General features: G+C 71.1%; 6 protein-coding genes. 1 reads left to right on the plus strand and 5 read right to left on the minus strand.

From position 1 onward, the window contains the following. Nucleotides 1-54: 54 nt before the first annotated feature. Nucleotides 55-1461: a carboxylesterase family protein gene (locus tag BCL65_RS08510; protein ID WP_106267071.1), complete on the plus strand. Its 1407-nt coding sequence runs from the start codon at nucleotides 55-57 to the stop codon at nucleotides 1459-1461. Between the two features lie 12 nt (nucleotides 1462-1473). On the opposite strand, the gene BCL65_RS18310 is transcribed toward BCL65_RS08510, so the two are convergent. The 5 genes from BCL65_RS18310 to BCL65_RS08545 form a co-directional block, all read right to left on the minus strand. Then, nucleotides 1474-6321: a family 43 glycosylhydrolase gene (locus tag BCL65_RS18310; protein WP_165799981.1), complete on the minus strand. Its 4848-nt coding sequence runs from the start codon at nucleotides 6319-6321 to the stop codon at nucleotides 1474-1476. Between the two features lie 250 nt (nucleotides 6322-6571). Continuing rightward, nucleotides 6572-11917 carry an alpha-L-arabinofuranosidase C-terminal domain-containing protein gene (locus tag BCL65_RS08530; protein ID WP_106267073.1) on the minus strand — a complete coding sequence of 1782 codons (5346 nt, stop codon included), beginning with the start codon at nucleotides 11915-11917 and terminating at the stop codon, nucleotides 6572-6574. A gap of 222 nt (nucleotides 11918-12139) precedes the next feature. Beyond that, the gene (gene yjfF, locus BCL65_RS08535; protein ID WP_106267075.1) at nucleotides 12140-13189 is read right to left on the minus strand and encodes a galactofuranose ABC transporter, permease protein YjfF; all 1050 of its coding nucleotides are present in this window, start codon (nucleotides 13187-13189) and stop codon (nucleotides 12140-12142) included. Continuing rightward, nucleotides 13189-14217, minus strand: a complete 1029-nt coding sequence (locus tag BCL65_RS08540; RefSeq protein WP_106267077.1) for an ABC transporter permease — start codon at nucleotides 14215-14217, stop codon at nucleotides 13189-13191. Before BCL65_RS08540 ends, yjfF begins: the two co-directional genes overlap by 1 nt. Beyond that, on the minus strand, nucleotides 14217-15755 hold the full coding sequence (locus tag BCL65_RS08545; protein WP_106267079.1) for a sugar ABC transporter ATP-binding protein: 1539 nt from the start codon (nucleotides 15753-15755) through the stop codon (nucleotides 14217-14219). The genes BCL65_RS08540 and BCL65_RS08545 overlap by 1 nt, the downstream gene beginning before the upstream one ends. Nucleotides 15756-15836: the final 81 nt, after the last annotated feature.

Here is a 15836-nt window from a genome sequence, read left to right on the forward strand (position 1 = left end):
ACATACCGCCCGGTCGGTTCGCTACGGTGGCCCCACGCCGTCGAGGAGGACGCCATGACCGAACGGTCCACCGCCCCGCACGATGCCGGCACGGCCGGCGACCAGACCCGGATCGAGACCCCGCTCGGCACGTTCGCCGCACTGCGTCACAGCCACGACGTCGAGCAGGTCCGCAACATCCGCTACGCCCGCGCAGGGCGGTTCGAACCGCCGACTCCGGTCCCCCCGGAACCCGAGGAGTCCGCGGCGCGCCAGCTCGACCGCTACGCGTGCCCTCAACCACCCAGCGCCGCCGACGAGGTGTACGGACCCCAGCTCGCGGGCATGACGTTCACCGAGGACTGCCTGCGGCTGAGCGTCACCCGTCCCGTCCGCAGCCCGGCCGACGACACACTGCTCCCGGTGCTCGTGTGGGTCCACGGTGGCGCCTACGTCTCCGGCGCCGGCGACCTCCCCGGCTACGACCCGGTCGCCCTGGTCCGCGAGCACGGGGTCGTCGTCGTGAACGTCACCTACCGGCTCGGCGCCCTCGGGTTCTTCGGGGACGACGGCGGAGCGGACGGACGGCCATCCCGGCCGGCCAACCTCGGCCTCCTCGACGTCATCGAGGCGCTGCGCTGGGTCCGGGAGCACATCGAGGCCTTCGGGGGCGACCCCGGCCAGGTGACGGCGTTCGGTCAGTCCGCCGGGGCGGACCTGCTCGCACACGTCCTGGGTGCCGACGGCACCGAGGGGCTGCTGCGGCGCGCCATCCTGCAGAGTCCGCCGCTCGGCGTCCGCGGCGGCCGCGCGGAGATCCACGACGCCCTGGTCGGCGCGGCGGGCGACCTCACCGCCGGCTCCCCGGTCACCGACGTCGTGGCCGCGCAGGTCCGTGCGGCCGCCGCCGTGGCGGGGATGAACGACCGTGCCGGGATGCCGTTCGCCCCCGAGTACGGCCGCGCTCCCCTGCCGCCGGAGGACGAGTTCCTGGCCACGTGGCGCCGTCGGGCACCCGGGCTGGAGCTCCTGGTGACCTGGACGAGGCAGGACGGCAGCGCGTTCGTCCAGCTCGACCCGAGGGGTCGCGCCCTGCGGGCGAGGCCGGTCGTCGGCCCGTTGCTGTTCCGGCTCGTGGCACGCCGCGTCACCGACACCCTGTTCCGCCGGGGGGCCCGGGCGTTCGCGAAGAACATGGCTGCCGCCGGTGCCGCCGTCGTCGCCGCCGAGCTGTCGACGCGCCCCGACGGCAACCCGCTCGGGGCCACCCACGCCGTCGAGCTCGGGCTGCTCTTCCCGAACGCGGAGCGGTGGGCCGAGGCCCCGGTGATCGGGCCCGACGGCGCCACGCACCTCGTCGAGGCCGGTCGCGCCCTGCGCGCCGCGTGGGTCGAGTTCGCCAAGACCGGACGCCTGTCCGCCGACCGGGTCGGTGTCGGCCCCGGGTGGAGCGGCGGGCTCCGCGTCACCCGCCGCTCCTGACCCGCCCACCCGTCAGCTTTCGGTCAGCGCCCACGGACCCCACGGCGAGGCGCCGGGCTCGGAGTTCCGGGTCCACCACCGGGCCTCGTAGCGGAGATCGCCGTGCACGACGACGTCGCCCGCGATGAAGATCCGCGACGGCGTCCAGACCGCGGTCCCGTCGGAGGCCTCGGCGATCTCCTGCCACGCACCCCACGGCGACGCACCCGGCTCCTGAGCACGCGTCCACCATGTCGCCTCGAAGGTCCGCCCGTCGAACGACACCCGGTCCCCGGCGGTGTACACGGCCGAGGCGTCCCACGCCGGGTGCACCACGACGGGGTCGACGCTCGTCAGCGTCGGCACCACCTGTTCGATGAGCCCGTCCTCGCCGAACGTCAGCCGGTCGATCGTGGTCTCCCGGTGGGTACCGTCGCCGCCCGGGATCGCGAACCGGTGGTAGGCGATGTACCAGTCGTCCGTGCCGGCCACCTCGAGGATCGAGCTGTGGCCGGTCCCGAGGATGCCCTGCGAGACGTCCTTCGACAGGATGACGCCCTGGTAGGTCCACGGGCCTGCCATGCTCGCGGCCGTGGCGTACCCGACCCGGTAGTTCTCCGACCCCGTGTCGTCGATCGAGTACGTCAGGTGGTAGACGCCCTCACGGTGGTTGACGAACAGCCCCTCACGGAAGCCGTCGAGCCCCTCGATCCGCTGCAGCGTGGCCTCGTCGACCGAGACCATGTCGTCGTTCAGCTCGGCCATGACCGGACCGTCGCCGGGACCGCCGTTGCCCCAGAGCAACCAGTGCTTGCCGGTCTGCGGGTCCCGGAACGTCGCCGGGTCGATGGCCTGCCCCGACGTCACGGCCTCGGTGTTCGTGATCATCGCCTCGGGCTCGGCCGTGAACGGACCTTCCGGGTGATCCGCGACGGCCACCCCGATGGTCTTGCGGTCGTAGGTCGGGTTGTGGCCGGAGAAGTAGAAGTAGTACTTCCCGTCCCGCTCGGTGACGGTCGGCGCCCAGGCGTTGCCCGTGGCCCACGGGACGTCCCCGTCCGCGCCGTCCAGCGTGAGGATCGGTGCGTCCGACCGCTCCCAGTCCACCAGGTCGGTGGACCTCCAGACGTAGAACTCCTTGCCGCCCCAGCCCGCGAAGCCGTCCGAGGTCGCGTAGAGGTAGAACGTGTCGCCGAACTGGGCGATGTTCGGGTCGGCGAACTGACCCGGCAGCACGGGGCTGCCCATCTCGACGGCCCGCACGGTCCACGTGCGCTCCGCCCCCTCGGGGCCGGTCAGCGTGTACTCCACCGGCGCGGTGAAGTCCTGGACAGACCCGTTCGACGGAGTCACCTCGGTCGCGCCGGAGACCGCGAGCGTCGGCGCGAGTGCGGTGAGGTCCGTACCGGGCTCGACGGGGAGCGTGACGGTGCTGCCGGCGTCGTCGACGATCGCGTCCACCTTCAGCTCGTCGAGCGCGGCGCCCGTGACGCCGGTGTGGTCGACGCCGATCGCCGCGACCTCGTCCGGCGTCAGCGCCCGGTCGTAGAGGCGGAAGTCCGCGACGTCGCCGGCCAGGTACCGGTCGCCGGAGTACAGCGACCGCCCGAGGTAGTTGGCGGCGGTCTGCCCGTCGCCGATGTCGGCCGGGTCGATCGTGACGCCGGTCTGCCGGGCGACCTCCATGCCGTCCTCGTAGAGCGTCGCGGTGTCCCCCTCGAGGGTGTAGGTCAGGTGCTTCCACACACCGCGGGCGAGGTTCGACCCCGTCGAGACCGTCTGCTCGGTGCTCCAGTTCCCCGTCGCGATCGAGGTCCGGTAGGCGTTGCCCGTGGTGAACAGGTAGCCGTCGCCGGCCGACCCGCTGGAGTTGCCCAGCCCGTAGACGAAGTAGGGCGTCGGCTGCGAGTCGTCGATGCGCACGTCCAGCGCCACGGTGACGTCGTGCACGCCGGCGAGCAGGTCGTCCGGCAGGTCCACGAAGTCGTCGGTGCCGTCCAGCGCCACGCCGTCACCGGTGAACGACGCGCCGCCCGCGAGCGTCGCGGCGCCGAACGTGCTGTCCGGTGCGGTGTTGGCCGCCGTCGTCCCGGTCGTCTCGTCGAGCGGATAGCGGACCACCAGCCCCGGGATCTGCGTGGTGACGTCGACGGGGACGTCGACGGCGAACCCACCGTCCGCCGTCGTCGCCGTCACCGTCGTGGTGCCCTCGGCCACGCCCGTCACGACACCGTCCGCGGTGACGGAGGCGATGGCTTCGTCGGCGACCGACCAGGTGATCCCGCGTGCGCTCGCGTTGGCGGGCGTCACGGTCGCCGTGAGCGACCGCTCGCCGCCGACCGCGAGCTCGAGGCTCTCCGGCCGCACGGACAGGTCGGCGACCGGGACCGGCTCCGCCGTGACCGTCACGACGGCCCGCGCCGGCAGCGACGTCCCGACGCCGAGCGTGCCGGCGACCTCGAACGTCCCGGGCTGCGCCACGGCCGCCGGATCGACGTCGTCCCACGTCACCGCAGCCGTGCCGGCGGATCCGTCGGCGTACGCGACCGGCACCTCGTCCGGTAGCACCGGGGTGTCGCCCACCTGCACCGTCACCGCCACGTCGTCGACCGACTCGACGAACGCGTCGGGCTGGTAGGTGCGCAGCAACCGGTCGTGCTCGGCCTGCGTCACGGGCAGCACGGTGCCGTGACGCGGGCGCGAGGGCATCTCGTAGTCGGCGGACATGGTCCACTCCTCGGCGTCGAGGTCGGTGGTCTCGAACGGCACGTAGCCGCGACCGCCGAACTCGTCGATGAACAGGTACCACTTCTCCTCGGTGTTCGACTTGAAGATGGTCGGGCCCTCGCCCTGGTTGATCCCGTCCGAGATCGAGTTCTCCTTGCCGATGCACTCGGTGATGTGCTCGTAGTCGGTCGAACGCAGCTCGGTCGACTTCTCCGCGGTGATGAACTTCGAGCACGGTGTGGACGAGGTGTTGTTCCGCTCGTCCTTGGTGAAGCGGTAGTACTCGCCGTCGTGCAGCGTCACGGTGGAGTCGATGACGGAGTAGCCGGGGTCGATCCACACCTGGGGCTCGGTGAAGGTCACGAAGTCGCGCGTCGTGGCGTACATCATCCGGTTGTAGGAGCTGCCGGTGTGTTCCGGGTCGTCCTCCGCGTAGAGCTTCGAGGCCCAGAACACCACGTAGGCGCCGATGCTCTCGTCGTAGTACGCCTCAGGGGCCCAGGTGTTGCCCGCGGTGTCCGGCGAGACCTGCACGAGCCGCTGGTCGGTCCAGTTCACGAGGTCCGTGGACTCCCAGACCATGATCGACTTCGAGCCCTGACGCTGCGCCGCGTCCCACCCGTCGCCGTCGTAGATCCGCAGGTCGGTGGCGATCTGGTAGAACTTGTCGCCCTCCGGGGAGCGGATGATGAACGGGTCGCGCAGCCCCTCCTCCCCCAGCTCGGACGTCAGGACCGGCTCGTTGTCTTTGAGGTCCTGGTAGTTCAACGGGTCGTCACCCCGGGAGAGGCCGAAGTAGACCTGCTCGCCGTCCGCGGAGCCCTCCCCGAGGAAGTACGAGAACAGGTAGCCCGCGTAGTCCTCCTCGGCGGGCAGCGCCGGGACGTGCGCGGTGAACGTGCGCTCCGCCGTCGCCTCCCCCACGGTCACCGTGGCCGTGAGCTCCACGTCCTGCGCCGGCTCCCCGTGAGCCGGCCGGGTCACCTCACCCGTGGGGGCGATGGTGTCCGACGACGGTGCCCAGGTGACGCTCGCGCCGTCGTCCCCCGTGGTGGGCAGCGTCAGGTTGCCCCGGACGTCGTCGAGGTTCGTCACCTGGAGGGCGTCGGCCGCCGCCTGCGCCTTCTCGGCGTCTCCCGCGGCCGGCAGCACGGTCACGGCGAAGTCCGCCGTCGCGGTCGCACCTCGGCTGTCGAGGGTCGCCGTGAGCGTGACGTCCGAGGCCTCGGAGGGTGCCCCGTAGGTGCCGTCGGCTGCGAGCACCGACTCGTCGGAGCTGGCCCACGTCACCGTCGAGCCGCCCGGCGCGGTGGTCGGCAGGTCGAGGTCGCCACGCACCGCCGTCGTGTCCCCGAGGTCGAGGGCCGTCGCGTCCGCAGCGAGCACCGGTGCCGCGTTCGCGACCACCAGGTCGGTGACCTCGGTGCCGTCGAGCGCGCGGTCGTAGAGCCGGACGTCTTTCATCCGGCCCTCGAAGAGGCCGTCGGCGTCGTACGCGGACCGCCCGAGGAAGTTCGAGACGGTCGACCCGCCACCGATGTCCGACGGGGTCAGGGTGACCGTGTCGTTGCTCGCGACGACCTCACCGTCCCGGTACAGCGTGCCCGTCCCCTCGCTCACCGTGTAGGCCACGTGCACCCAGGCACCTCGGGGCAGGGCCTCGTCGGCCGAGGTGTTCTGCTCGGCGCCCCACGCGGCGTCGGAGATCGTGGCGCGATAGCTGGCGTCTCCCGTGCTGAACAGGTAGCCGTCGCCGGACTGCGGACTGCCGACGGCGGGGTTGCCGAACGTGTAGAGGAAGTAGCTGCCGGTCAGCTCCGGCTCGATCCAGACGTCGGCGGCGACGGTCACGTCGGTGACCCCGGCGACCAGGTCGTCCGGCAGGTCGACGAAGGTGTCGCCGTCGAACCCGAGGCCGAGGCCGCTCCAGTCGGCGGTGCCGTCCACCGTGCCGTCGGCGCCGTGGCCGGAGGCGTCCGTCGCGTCGCCGTCCAGGGGATACCAGGCGACGAGGCCGTCCTCGCTGGGCTCGGCGGCGTGGGCCGTGGGTGCCGTGGCGACCACCGGGGACGCCAGGGCCAACCCGAGCAGGCCGGCCGCTGTCCGACGTCCGCGACCGGTCCGGGCGCGTGGAGAGGGTGGACGTGAGGTCATCGATGACTCCTCGTGATCGTGCCCGGCCTCGTCGCCGGTGCGGGTCGCGTCCGCCGTCGGACGCTGTTGTTAACGCTAACAGGACCGGAGGCGCGGCTCCGCGTGATGATCAGAACCGATCACACGTCCGGGGAGACAACCGCGCCCCCGTGCCGCTGGGGGGGAGGAGATCTCCGGATCTCGGTGCGAGATCCTCGGAGATTCCCTCCCCACCGCCGCACGGGGGCGATCCGGCCGGTGGGTCAGACGGTCAGCCGGTGATCAGCTCCCAGGGGCCCCACGGCGAACCACCCGGTTCCTGGTTCCGCGTCCACCACCTCGCCGTGTACCTGGCGCCGTCGTGCTCGACGACGTCACCCGCGACGAAGATCCGCGACTCCGTCCAGAGGGCCGTACCGTCCGAGGTCGCGGCGATCTCCTGCCACGACCCCCACGGCGACGACCCCGGCTCCTGGTTCCGCGTCCACCACGTGGCCTCGAACACCGCGCCGTCGTGCGTCACCCGGTCCCCCGCGGTGTACACCGTCGAGGCGTCCCACGCCGGGTGCTCCGGCGGGCACTTTTCGTCCGAGTCGCCCTTCGTCCACGTCCACGACTCCGGGTTCTTCGTCGATGACGGCTTGTCGGTCAGGACGTAGCCCGCCAGCGGCGTGGCCACCACCTTCACCCCGCCGTCGTTCTTGCGGGTCTCGACGTACTCGACGCCCTCCACCACGGGCAGCGGTGCCCCCGTGATGTTCGCCGGACCGCACTCGTCCGTCCACGTCGGACGTTCCGGCGTCACCTCGACGAGCTCCTCCTCGGCCTGCGCGAGGCGGAGGAACGTCACCGAGTGGGCCGGGAAGTCGTACGAGAACTCGTTCGCTCCCCCGTCCCAGGTGCGGTCGACGGGGACCACGGCGGTCTTGTCCGCCTTGGTGTTGGTGGCCGAGGGGTCGGCCACCAGCTCGGTGACGGCGACGTCGGAGGCGACCTCGAACGCGCCGGTGACCGCCACGTCGGTCCGTGCGGTCGCGGCGCCGGGGTTGACGACCTTGACGATCATCTCGCCGGTGTCGTCGTCGTGGGTGACCACCTGGTACAGCGACTTCTCCACCGGTGTCGTGTAGGTCATCTGCAGCTCGCCGTCGAGGTACAGCTCGATGGTGCGCCCCTCCACGACGACCTTGACGCGGTAGTCCTGGCCCGTGGTGACCGACGATCCTTCGATCGCGGCGACCTCACCGGCGTCACCGCCGGAGGCCCGCTGGAGCACCGAGCGGGTGTTGTTCCACCCGCCGAGGTTCCACCAGTAGTAGTCGTTCGGCCCGCCGGCGGCGAAGCCCACGAGGAACCCCTCGTTCCCGCCAGTCTTCCGGGCGTCGAGCTCGAGGGTGTAGTCCGACCAGTCGACGTCGTAGGCACCGCTCGGCACGGTGCGCGCGTCCTCGGCCGTCCCGGACTGGACGTACTCGCCGTCCTGGACGGCCCACCGGCCGCCCACGGGCGACCACTGCGAGGCGTCGGCGAAGTCGTCCGAGAACAGCACCTCGCCGGTCTCGTTGTCCGTCACCACGACGTCGTCGTAGGCCGCCTGCGTGGCCCACGTCGACAGGAAGACGCCGCCGTCGAGGGGCGCGGCGTCGGTCGCACCGGTGTGGGTGCTGGGCACCACCTGGTCACCGACGTTGTTCATGAACAGGTGCTGGTTCCAGTAGTTGACCGAGGCCCAGGACTCGTCGTTGTCGAACCACATCATGTCCGGCGACCACTGCACGTAGTCCTCGTTGGCGAACATGGGGGCGTAGGACGCCAGCTCGACGAGGTCGGAGTTGCGCTCCAGCCCCGTCATGTACGCCGCCTCCGCGAGCGCGTTGCCCCACGTGTTGCCGCGCGAGGCGTACTCGCCGAGGAACACGTGCGGACCCTCGCGGTCGTACGCGTCGTAGCGCTCGGTGTTCTGCAGGAACCACGCCGGGTCGTTGTAGTAGTGCTCGTCGACCATGTCGACGCCCTGCTCCCGGTTGAACTCCCACAGCTCGTCGAACCGGGCACCCGCGTCGTCCGGACCCGAGTTCGAGATGATGGTGACGTCGGGCCAGGCCTCGGCGACGGCGTCGCGGAAGGCCGGGAAGTTCTCCTGGAAGGTGTCGGTGTTCTCCTCGTTGCCGAGCCCGATGTACCGCAGGTCGAACGGCTCGGGGTGACCGAGCTCGGCGCGCACGGCGCCCCACTCGGTGTCGACGTCACCCTTGGCGAACTCGATGAGATCCACCGTGTCCTGGACCCAACGGTCGAAGTTCTCGTCCCCGCCGTGCATCTCGGGGATCGTCGACCCGCAGCCGTTGGCGCCCACGGAGACCACGGGCAGCGGCGTGGCGCCGAGGTCCTCGGCCCACTCCATGTACTCGAGGTACCCGAGCCCGTACGACTGGTTGTAGCCCCAGAAGTTCCAGTTGGTCGGTCGTTCCTCGACCGGCCCGATCGTCTCCTTCCACTGGTACGTCCGGGTGCGGTCCTGCCCGTCGGACCCGACGTAGGTGTCGAAGGTGCCGACGTTCGTGACGCAGCCGCCGGGGAAGCGCAGGAACTGGGGGTTCAGCTCCTCCACCATCTCGGCGAGGTCCTTGCGCAGCACGCTCCGGCCGTTGACCGGCCCGACCCAGGTGTCCTGCGGGAACAGGGACACCATGTCGAGACGCAGCGTGCCCTCGGCGCCGGAGACGACCTGGAAGCGTGCGTCGTTCGCGTCACCGGACACGGTCAGCGTGGTCTCGTACTGCTTCCACTCGTCCGAGCCGTCGACGGCGATCGTGCCGGTGGCGTACGTGGTCCCGCCGTCGCCGGAGACCACCTGCACCGTCAGGTCCTGGGCCACGGGGGTGCGGGCCCAGACCGACGCGTCGTACGACTCGCCGTCCGCGACGGCGACACCCTCGTTGTAGGAGGAGTTCGACACGCCCGTGCTGCCGTCCGAGTCCACCGTGAGGTAGTAGCGGTTGGACTCGTTGAGCCACTCGGCCTCGTCGGACTCGACGGCGATGTCGCCGCCGCCGACCTGCTCCCAGGCGGTGAGGCCGGTGAACGCGGCGTTGTCCGCGCTGTTGAACTCGAAGGACCTGTTGCGGACGAGCTCGGCGTAGATGCCGCCGTCGGCCGCATAGTTGATGTCCTCGTAGAACGCGCCGTAGAGGTCGTCGCTCATCTCGGTGCGCTCGGCGTCCGCGTCGACGGTGAGCGTGTGCTCGCTGACCGAGACGGGGACGAGCACCAGACGAGCGGCGTCCGCCGGGTCGCCCAGCACGAGCGCACCGTCGGTGCCCTCGGCGAGCGCCCGGTCCCCGACCAGCACGGCGAGCTTGCCACCGCCCACGTCGGAGAGCCGGACGACGGCCGCGTCGTCAGCCTCGGCGCCCACGGTCAGCCGGTCGCCGTCGACCACCAGCGGGAGCCCGGTCGGCGTGGCCAGGGTGAGCGGCGAACCGTCACCCTCGACCGGCGTGGCCACGAAGCTCGTGGCGGACGCCGGACGCTGGTCGACCAGCGTCAGGCCGCCGTCGTCGACGAGGTAGCGGCCGTCCGACCCGGCGAGGGTGAACTCGCCGTCCGGCACGACGTCCGCGCCCTCGGGCTCGACGAGCGCGAAGTAGTCGAAGACCACCTCGTGGCTCGGGGCGCTGCCCGCGGCCAGCGCGTACAGGCCGATCTGCGTGGTGCCGGGTGCCAGCGTGGTGGTCGCGGCCTCGGTCCACCCCGCGCCGTCCCAGACCGAGACGGTGAAGTCGTCACCCGTCCGCTCCATCCGGAGCGTCTCACCGGTGGAGCCTTCGCGGGCCAGGAACGTCGCCGCATAGGTCGCGGCGGTCTCTGTGCCGGTCTCGATGCCGACCGGGCCGGTCTCGAACACGGACGCGTGGGTCAGGCCGGCACGCACGTAGTTGTCGGCGTCCTGCCACGCCATGATGCCGGCGCCCTGGAAGTCCGCCGTCGGCGTGGCCTCCAGCGACGTCTGCGCGACGAAGTCCCCGGCGGGGACGTCGACGAGGAACATGTTCTCGTAGTTGTTGTCACCCTGGTAGGTGTCGCCGGGCTGCGACTGCAGCGTGAGCGCACCGTCACCGAGTGACCAGGCCGAAGCCTCCTCGCGGTCGATCGTCCACCGGGCGTCGAGCTCGGTCCCGTCGAACTGGTCGACCCAGGCGCCCTCCGGCAGCGGGGCGGGTGCGGCCGCCGCGACGGTGACGGTCGCGGACGCCGCGCCGTGGCCGCCGTTCGACGTCGCGGTGATCGTGGCGGACCCCTCGGCCACCGCCGTGACCACGCCGTCGGCGTCGACCGTGGCGACCGCCTCGTCGTCGGAGGACCACGTCACCGCCCTGTCCTCGGCGGTGATCGGGGTGACCGTGGCGTCGAGGTCGGCGGTGTCGCCCGGCTCGAGCGCGAGCTCGGACCGGTCCAGCGCGACGCCCTCGGCGAGGAGGTCCGGCTGGTAGGCCTCGATGATCGCGGTCTGCTCCTCGGCGGTGATCGGCAGGACCGTGCCGTGCCGCGGGTTGCTGGGCAGCTCCACCTCAGGCCGCGAGGTCCAGTCCCCGGACGACAGGTCCTGGGTCTGGAACAGCAGGTAGCCCTCGCCGCCGTGGTACGACGGCTGGTCGATCATCAGGTACCAGGAGTCGTCGGTGAGCGAGGGGAACATGGTCGGACCCTCGCCGGACGTGAAGGTCCCGCCCCACGGGTTGGGCTCCCCGACGCCGATCTGCTCGCCGATGAGCTCCCAGCCGTCACCCTCGGTGACGCCCTGCGTGAGCCGCAGGTCGTCCGAGACCTCCTGACGGACGGTCATGTCCGCCTCGTCCTTGGTGAGCCGGTAGTAGGTGCTGCCACCGTCCCCGGGCAGCTCGGCGATCGTCGAGTCGATCATGCCGCGGCCCGTGCCGCGCTTCATGTCGATCCAGAGCTCGGGCTCCGAGAAGCTGCCCTCGGTGAAGTCGGGCGTGGTCGCGGACATCATCCGCTGGTAGGAGGTGTTGATGTCGCGGTCGGCGGGGGCGACGTCCTCCGGGTACAGGGCGGAGGCCCAGTACACGACGAAGGCGCCGGCACCGTCGTTCGCCGTGGGGTCCCAGTGCGCCTCGGGCGCCCACAGGTTGCCGGCGTTCTCAGGTGCGAGCTCGATCTCGCGCTGCTCGGACCAGTTGACGAGGTCCGGCGACTCCCACACCATCATCGACCGGCTGCCGGTCTCCTGGGCGTCGCCGAAGTTGCCGCCACCGTAGATCTGCAGGTCGGTGGCGATGAGGTAGTAGACCCCCGTCTCCGGGTGCCGGACGAGGAACGGGTCGCGCAGGCCCTCGGCGCCCAGGGTGGACTCGAGGATCGGCTCGCCGTCGTTGAGCGTGTGCCACGTCGTCGGGTCGTCGGACTCGCTGACGGCCAGGTAGATCTTCTCGCCGTCCTCGCCCTCACCGGCGAAGTACGGGAAGACGTAGGCGTCGTAGTCGGCGTCGTCCACGTCGACGGCGGTGGGGAGGGTGGACCGTGCGGTGGTCGCGGGCCCGGCCGCGGATGGACCGGCCAGGGTGGCAGGTATCGCCAGGGCCAGGGCCAACGCCACGGGCGTCGATCGTCGTACTGCTCTGTACATCGTGACTACTCCTCGCTGAGCGTGTCTCGGTGCGTCCCGGGCGATGCCGGGCAGACCGACGGGGCGTCGTCGCCCCGTCCACTTCGTGCGATGTTAGCGCTCACATCAGTGAGCGAGGTCCACCTCCGATCAAAGCGGGCGGATGAGGCAGGTCCGGACCACCGGCAGTCGGCGGTCCGGACCGGACGAACGCTATGTGCGCCGCAGCGTGAGCACCCGCTGGAGGACCACGAACACCAGCAGGAGCGCGCCGATGACGATCTTGGTCCACCACGACGACAGGGTGCCCTCGAACGTGATGATGGTCTGGATCAGCCCGAGCACCAGGACGCCGAGCACGGAGCCCAGCACGAACCCGGTGCCGCCCGTGAGCAACGTGCCGCCGATCACGACGGCGGCGATCGCGTCGAGCTCCATCGCCACACCGGTCAGCGAGTAGCCCGACCGCGAGTACATCGCGAACAGCAACCCGCCCAGCCCGGCGCAGGTGCCCGAGACGACGTAGACGAGCACCTTGGTCCGCGCGACCGGCAGGCCCATCAGCCGGGCCGACTGCTCGCCGCCGCCGATCGCGTAGACCGTGCGTCCGAACTGCGTGTAGTGCAGCAGGAAGAACGCGAGCGCCACGACGACCAGGGAGACCACCACGCTGGAGGTCATGCGCCACTGCCCGCCCACCCAGGTGTCCCAGCCGGCGATGGCCACGAAGGTCTCGTCGGTGATCGGGATCGACTCGGGGGCGATGACGAAGCAGAGCCCGCGGGCGAAGAACATGCCCGCCAGCGTCGCGATGAAGGGCTGGACGTCGAAGACGTGGACCATCAGGCCGATGAGGAGCCCGATGACCGACCCGATCAGCACCACCGCCGGCAGGACCACGGCCGCTGGGACCCCGGCGTCGAGCAGGTACGCGGCGCTGACCGCGGACAGCGCCAGGACCGCGCCGACGGACAGGTCGATGCCGCCGGTCAGGATGACGAACGTCATGCCGACCGCGAGCACGATGAGGAACGAGTTGTTGATGAACAGGTTCGCCAGGACGCCGGCGGACAGGAAGTTCTCGTAGCGGGCACCACCGATCACGAGGATCAGGGCGAGCACCACGAACGTCCCGACGACGGGCATGTAGCGCCGGTCGATCCGCAGCCGGCGGGCGATCGCTCGCAGCCGCGACTCCTGCGGGCGTGGTCGGGACGGCCCGGGCGAGCCGGTCGTGGACTGTTCAGGGGCGACGGCGGCCATCAGGCAGCCACCTCCTCGGGACGGGCGGCCCGTTGCCGGGCGCGGGCGGCGAACGTCTCGCGGATGCGGGGCGACTGCAGGAGCGTCACCGCGATCACGACGAGAGCCTTGAACAGCGGCGTCACCAACGGCGAGATGCCGACGATCGTGACGGTCAGGGTCAGCGTGGTGATGATCAGGACGCCGACCAGGGTGCCGGAGAGCGAGAACTTGCCGCCCTGCAGCGAGGTGCCGCCGATGACGACGGCGAGGATCGCGTCGAGCTCGATGAAGAGCCCCGCGTTGTTGGCGTCGGCCGCCATCACGTTGGACGCGAGGATGAGTCCCGCCAGGCCGGAGAAGAGGCCCGAGAGCGCGAAGACCGTCCACACGATCGTGCGTGCCTTGACGCCCGCGAGCCGGCTCGCCGCCGGGTTGATGCCCACGGACTCGACCAGCATGCCCAGCGCGGTGCGCCGGGTGAGCAGCGCGACCAGGAGGAACACCCCGCCGGCCACCAGCGTGGCGACCGGCAGCCCGAGCCAGAAGCCCGAGCCGAGGGTCTTGAACGGCGCGCTCGTGACGGTGGTGATCTGCCCCTCCGTGATGAGCATGGCGATGCCCCGGCCCGCCGTCATGAGGATGAGCGTCGCGATGATCGGTTGGATGCCCACCACCGAGACGAGGAACCCGTTCCACACGCCGAGCACCAGCGAGACCCCGAGCGCGATGGCGATCGCGAGGAGCACCGTGGACACGGACCCCGGGTCCGGCGACGTCGCGATGAAGCTCAGCGAGAGCGCCCCGGAGATGGCGACCACGGCGCCCACCGACAGGTCGATGCCGCGCGTCGCGATCACCAGCGTCATGCCGAGCGCCACGAGCATCAGGGGTGCGGCGTTGCGCAGGATGTCGATCGGTGCGCCGAAGAGGTGTCCGTCCAGCACCGTCACCGCGAGGAAGTCCGGCCGGTAGACCGTGTTGGCGACCAGCAGGGCGATCAGCGCCGCGACGGGCCAGAACAGGGCGTGCCGCGTGATCTCACGCATCAGTGGTCTCCTCCGCTCGCGATGAGACCGACGACCTCGTCGACCCCCACGTCCTCACCATTGACGATCTCGGCCACCTTCGCCCGGTCGCGCATGACGGCGATCCGGTGGCTCAGCCGCAGGACCTCCTCCAGCTCGGCGGAGATGAAGACCACGGCCATGCCCTCCCCCGCCAGCTCGGCGACCAGCTTCTGGATCTCGGCCTTGGCGCCGACGTCGATACCGCGCGTCGGCTCGTCCAGGATCAGCAGCTCCGGGGCCGTGGCGAGCCAACGAGCCAGCAGCACCTTCTGCTGGTTGCCCCCGGACAGGTTGCGCAGCAGGGCGTCCGGGTCGGCGGGGCGGATGTTGAGCGCCGCGACGTACTTGTCGACGATCTCGTCGACCTGCCGGCCCGGCAGGCGCCGCATCCAGCCGCGACCCGCCTGCAGGCCGAGGACGATGTTCTCGCGCACGGTCAGGTCGCCCACGACGCCCTCGGCCTTGCGGTCCTCCGAGGAGAACGCGATGCCGCGGGAGATCGCCGCCCGCGGGTTGCGGAGCGGTGCCGGGGCGTCCTTGATGCGCGTCGTGCCGCTGTCGGCCCGGTCGGCTCCCGCGAGCAGGCGCGCCACCTCGGTGCGCCCGGACCCGAGGAGGCCGGCGAGGCCCACCACCTCGCCCGAGTAGACGTCGAGGTCGAACGGCTGCACGCTGCCCTTGCGGCCCAGGCCGACGGCCTGGAGGTACGGCGTCGAGCCCCGCTCGATCTCCACGGTGCGGTCCGTGCTCACGTGCAGGTCCTCCAGGACCTCCATCGACCGCCCGATCATCGTCGAGACGAGCTCGACGCGGTCGGTCGTCGCGGTCGCGTACTCGCCGACGAGCCGGCCGTTGCGCAGCACCGTCATCCGGTCCGAGATCTCGTAGACCTGCTCGATGAAGTGCGACACGAACAGGATGGCCACCCCCTCGTCGCGCAGGCGCCGCATGACGGCGAAGAGCTGCGCCACCTCCCCGGCGTCGAGGCTCGAGGTGGGCTCGTCGAGGATGAGGACCTTCGCCTCGACGACCATCGCCCGGCTGATCGCCACGAGCTGCTGCAGGGCGATCGAGTGCGCTCCGAGGGAGGACGCCGGGTCGATGTCGAGGCCCATCGTGGCCAGGTGCCGGGCGGCCTCGCGCCGGGTGGCACGCCAGTCGATGGCGCCCAGCCGCCGGGGCTCGTTGCCCAGCATGATGTTCTCCGCGACGGTCAGGTTCTCGCAGAGGTTGACCTCCTGGTAGACCGTCGCGATGCCCGCGTCCTGGGACTCGCCCGGACCGGAGAAGCGGTGGGACCTGCCGTCGACGAGGATCTCGCCGGCGTCGATGCCGTAGACGCCGGTGAGCGCCTTGATGAGGGTCGACTTCCCGGCACCGTTCTCGCCCATCAGGGCGTGGACCTCACCCGGGAACAGGCGGAGATCGACCTGGTCGAGCGCCTTGACGCCGGGGAACTCGATCGAGATCCCCGTCATCTCGACGACAGGCCGCTCCGCGGTCTCGGAGCTCGTCATCGTTGACCTTCCGTGGATCGCGGCGGGGTGCGTCCGCACCCCGCCGCGGGTTCGAGGGGTGACCCCGGCGGGACGGGCCGG

Source organism: Isoptericola halotolerans (genome assembly GCF_003003075.1).
In the GTDB taxonomy this organism is placed as follows: Bacteria; Actinomycetota; Actinomycetes; order Actinomycetales; family Cellulomonadaceae; genus Isoptericola; species Isoptericola halotolerans_A.